3 protein-coding genes are annotated in these 4,862 nt (G+C 34.5%); 1 reads left to right on the top strand and 2 read right to left on the bottom strand.

Annotation, left to right across the window (positions count from 1 at the left end):
• On the bottom strand, positions 1-160 hold a 160-nt coding region (locus AC3DU7_RS25410), incomplete at its 3' end, for a DUF6883 domain-containing protein (protein ID WP_488042069.1).
• A gap of 235 nt (positions 161-395) precedes the next feature.
• Entirely contained in the window at positions 396-1,889 is a 1,494-nt protein-coding gene (locus AC3DU7_RS25405; protein ID WP_488042068.1) for a phytoene desaturase family protein, read from the bottom strand.
• A 1,106-nt stretch (positions 1,890-2,995) separates the two neighbouring features.
• On the opposite strand from AC3DU7_RS25405, the gene AC3DU7_RS25400 reads away from it, so the two are divergent.
• Positions 2,996-4,624: a hypothetical protein gene (locus AC3DU7_RS25400; RefSeq protein ID WP_488042067.1), complete on the top strand. Its 1,629-nt coding sequence runs from the start codon at positions 2,996-2,998 to the stop codon at positions 4,622-4,624.
• Positions 4,625-4,862 lie beyond the last annotated feature (238 nt).

Here is a 4,862-nt window from a genome sequence, read left to right as displayed (position 1 = left end):
GAATCATTGATAATAATAATTCTACATTTTCTTGAGTAATACCTAAACGAGATTTGAAAACTCTAGCTTTATTTTTTCCGCTAGAATGTTCAGGATTTAAACAATAATTAGTTAACTTTTCCATTGCAACTTCCGCTTGCTCCCCGTTAGGCAATTTCATACTCTTACAGACAAGATAATTTTCACTCTTGATTTTACACCCTTCAACTAAGTCCCATTTCATCCCTGTTAAGTGGACTAAAAAATAAATTTTTGAAATAGCATTCAGCGGTCAGCTATCAGCTTCTCAAAGTGTATAATTAGAAAGTTTTATCTCCCCATAAAAGGCGCACCACTAATTTTTCAAATATAGTAGGGGACTTAAACTCTTGGATTTTTAGGCTGATAGCTGATAGCTATTTCAAAGACTTATCAACAGAAACCAAAGTATTAGCACAAATCACCCCAGAAGCAGCCACTGCCGGAACACCAATACCAGGCAACGTACTATCACCCACTCGATACAAACCAGGAATAGGAGTATGAGGCCCAGGGAAACTACCATCACCAGCAACAATAGCAGGCCCATAAGAACCTTGATAACGTCGTAAAAAGCGAGCATGAGTCAGAGGCGAACCAATTAACTCCAGAGTTATACGTTGTCGGACATCAGGAATAACCCTTTCCAAAGCCAAAAACAAAGACTCAGCCTTTTCACGTTTGCGCTGCTGATAAGAATCATCTTTTTGCCAACCAGAAAAAGATTCCAGAGTATAAGCATGAACCACATGATGGCCGGGAGGAGCAAGATCGGCATCCCAAACGGAAGGAATAGAAATCATACAAGTATTACCAGGAGTACTAATATCAACATTCCCATCCAGCACAACCACATGATGTCCCGTCAAACCTTCCAAACCATCGGCACGAATACCCAAATGTAAGTGCATAAAACTTTCTACAGCAGGAGTCGCCAGAGCAGCTTCGCGGTAAGAAGGCGGTAAATCTTCTAATTGCAATAACTTAGTGTATGTATCCCAAATAGTAGCATTGGAAATTACAATATTCGCCCTGACAACCTCATCCCCACTCAACCTCACCCCAATTACCTTGCCAGATTCTATTAATATTTGTTCCACATGAGCATTCAAACGTAACTCACCACCCCAACGTTCTAAACCTCTAACCAAAGCATCAACTATGGCACCACTACCACCCATAGGATATTCAACAACAGAATTAGAACGTTCTCCCAACATAAAGGCCACCTCTGGAGCAACAGTACCATCAGCTTTTAACCCAGAGAGGAGAAAACATTCCAAGTCAATTAAACGACGTACCCATGGATCTTGTACGCATCTGTCCATTATTTGTCCAACAGAACCCCCAATATCTCTGAGATAAGGCAGCAACTTCAGCAAAGATAGTCCATATTTTCCCAATAAAATAGGAATTAACCAAAAATCAGCTCTTAAAATTGTAGTGGGAATTTCTTTGAGACCGTTATATATTTGCAAGAGATGCTTTTGAAATTGTTCTAATTCTTGGGCACCTTGAGTTGTGAATTTAGCAACAGCTTCTATATAGGAGGACGCATCGGAATATATAGGCAAACTACCTTCAGGAAAATGATAATGTCCCAGAGGGTCATAGACAACCGTCTCAATAGATTCTCCCAAAATTTTTAGGACTTTTTGTAAAGGATTGAGACTATTGGGGTCAGCTAGTCCACAATAGAATGAGGGGCCAGAGTCAAAATGGAAACCTTGACGGGAGAAAGAGTGAGCAGCTCCCCCTGGAATAGCATGGCTTTCACAAATTAATACTTTTTTGCCATAGTAGGCCAGCATTCCTCCAGCAACTAATCCTCCAATGCCACTACCAATGACAATTACATCAAAATTTTTCATATTAAACAGTAGGGAACATTCAATAATTAATAATTAATAATTAATAATTAATAATTACCTATCCTTGAAAACAGATAGGATTGACTCAAAGGAAAAATTTCAGTATTTCAAGCCTCTGCCTTTCCTACGGAATGCTGTGCAAATAGCCAGAGGAACTGATAACTGTTAACGCAGTTTCTCTGGAGGAGGCTAACTGAAATGACATAACAGAGGAGATGTCTATTGAACTCTTAACAATTTTCTACTGTAGCAAACTAACTGAATTAATTACAAATTTGCTCTCTATCCTAATAGAATTGACGACTATATTACTGTTGTATTTCAAACAATTCTATAACTACAGCAATATAGTATTTTAAATAATTTGTTAATAATCCAATAGTAGATTGGAAAGTGAAAAGCTTGAGCAAAAAATGAGGTCCAAAGCCTCCACTTTTTAAGGGGGATGAAAAAATATTTAGTTCAGTATTTCAAACCTGCTGCTTTAGTCGGAGGTACTGATAACTGATAACTGATAACTGATAACTGAAATGACTCCTATTCTATGACTTCAAGATATTTTATGCATAACTCAAATAGGACTACTATATAATTTATAGTGTTCTTATTCTTATCTATGACTAAGTAGGTCGGCGGAAATAACTGACCAGTTACAAAATCCTAAAAAAATTACAAGTCAATACTTTTAACTTTTAACTTCCGCGTAGCGGTACTAAAGCTAAAGTAAGCATTCAGCCGTCAGCTATCAGCTATTAATCTTGGAGAAGGTAAAAGTAACCTTTGAAGTTGAGAAAGAATAAAAAGTTACTAGCAAAGTATTCTTTCTAAGTCTGAGAAGTAATTATTCATTACTTATTGCTGTTAACGTAGTTCCGACCTAGGAGGCTAGCTGACTGGCGCAGCATTCCGCAGGAAATGCTTACGAGCTAAATCAAACACAGAATCTTGAATTATCGAATAAAATCCTATTTTTGATAAACACAATTTGAGTATGTTTTTTTTGCCAAAACTGATGTTTAAGAGCTGACTATTATTCAGTGAATCATTTTAAATTTTCAATGACTTAAACTTAGAAAAAAAATGCAGATTATTCAGGGATAAAAGGTATGAAATCATTTTCAATTATAGATACAGTAGTTAATGAACTTAAAAAAGATGCAGATTTAATCAGAATCAAGAAAGTAATTTATTGTGCCTGCGAAGGCAGATGGGAAAATGATGAAGGAAAATTAGAAGAAATTAATTTGAAAGAATTAATAGAGGAACTATATCAAAAAACCGGAAATATAGAGACCTTAGATCATCGCTTATCTAGAATAGTTTCTAAAGTTAACAAAAAAACAGAATATGGTTTATTAGCACAGAAAATTATTGACAGTGTAGGTAAACTATATCCTGAAGAAGAAGACATGACAATTATGGAATCTAGTCCTATTTGGGAGCTACAGGGAGATTCCGGCGAGCAAACTGTTCTTAAAGAAAGATTAGTAGTAGAAGAACATTATGAAAGAGACCCGGGAAAATTGTTTGATGTCCGGCAAAAAATTATGGAAGGTACTAATCCATTAAAGGCAAAAATTCTAATTTTTTCAATCGTAGAACATCAATTTAATTTTGGAGAAAGAGATTGGTTATTGTTGAAAACAAAAAACTTAGACGGTCTAATCAGGCAAATATTTAATTTATGCCTATCTATTACAGATTTAGAATCTTCTTTATATAGTACTGCTAATAATTTTGAAGAACCAGATGAATATACTCAAGTAGCCAATGTTATTATCAATGCTTTAAATACTTGTTATTCAGCAAAAGTTATTCTACCTACAAATAGTAAAGTACAAGTTGAATATTCAGAACAAAAAAACAGCGGTTTAGAAAATAACAGCGGTTTTAAGAAAGGTGAAATTACCAATAGTGAAAGCTTCACTGAAAAATCATCGTCTACAAATTCATTTGTAGATTCCAAAGCAGAAAGAGACCTCCAAAGTAATAACCAACAAGAAGAAAAAAACTATACTGATGGAACTGAACCACAACAAACAGTATCTTCTGTTGACATTGAACCAACAATAGCTAGTCAAGGTCAAACAGGTTCTATAGAAAGAAAAAATATACTAGATTCAATCAAACAAAAGTTAGAAATAGAGCATGAAATTTCTACATTAGTAAATCAGAGAGTAGATACTGTAATGAATACTGTAGAAACACAATTTATTTCCTTAGAAGAAACCTTGAATCAACTTTTACAATTTGAGCCAGAAGAACAACGTTTATTATTTAAATATACAGCTTTAGAAAATTTAATTAGTAGCATACAAGATAAGTCCATAAAATTTAAGGAAATTCTCAAACAATTAGAAATAGAAGAAAGAAAAAAACTTAACTTAAGTAACTCTAGTAATATGACCGCCCCAGAACTAGAACAAACAAAAGAAAATGTTGATGCTCATCAACAAAAAGTTCTAGAATTAGCAATCCAAGGTAATCCAAAAGCAGTAGCATTATTAATTAGTCAATTACTTCAGCAACAAGAAATTAAAGTAATAGCTGGTAGAAGAAATGGTTGGTTACATCTTATTCTAGAATCAGACCAAATCCCAAATCAAGATATAGTAACTTCATTAGTACAACAAAAAATCGCTAGTTTGAAATCAGAATCTCTAAAAAATGTCAAAATTCATGGTAGAAAATTAGGAGATAAATCAGTTGCTTGGACACAAACAATTGAATGCTAAAATTTTTTTATTAGCAGTAAGGAAGAAGGAAGAAGGAAGAGGAAAGAGGGAAGAAGGAAGAAATAAAAATGTTGTTTTGTCTAAGCTTCATAGCGCTTTTTATTAAACATAGAATACAAGGATTTTTGCTTAAAGGCAGAAGTCTTGTAGTGTACCTTTGTGAAAACCGCTTTAAGTTTTTGATATGGCACTACGCAAATAGGTTAGGGCAATTTTAACGAAGTCAGAAGTCAGAAGT

The organism is Okeania sp. (assembly GCF_983059655.1).
Note: the sequence above shows the minus strand (reverse complement) of the source record. Positions and strands in the feature narration are given on the sequence as shown.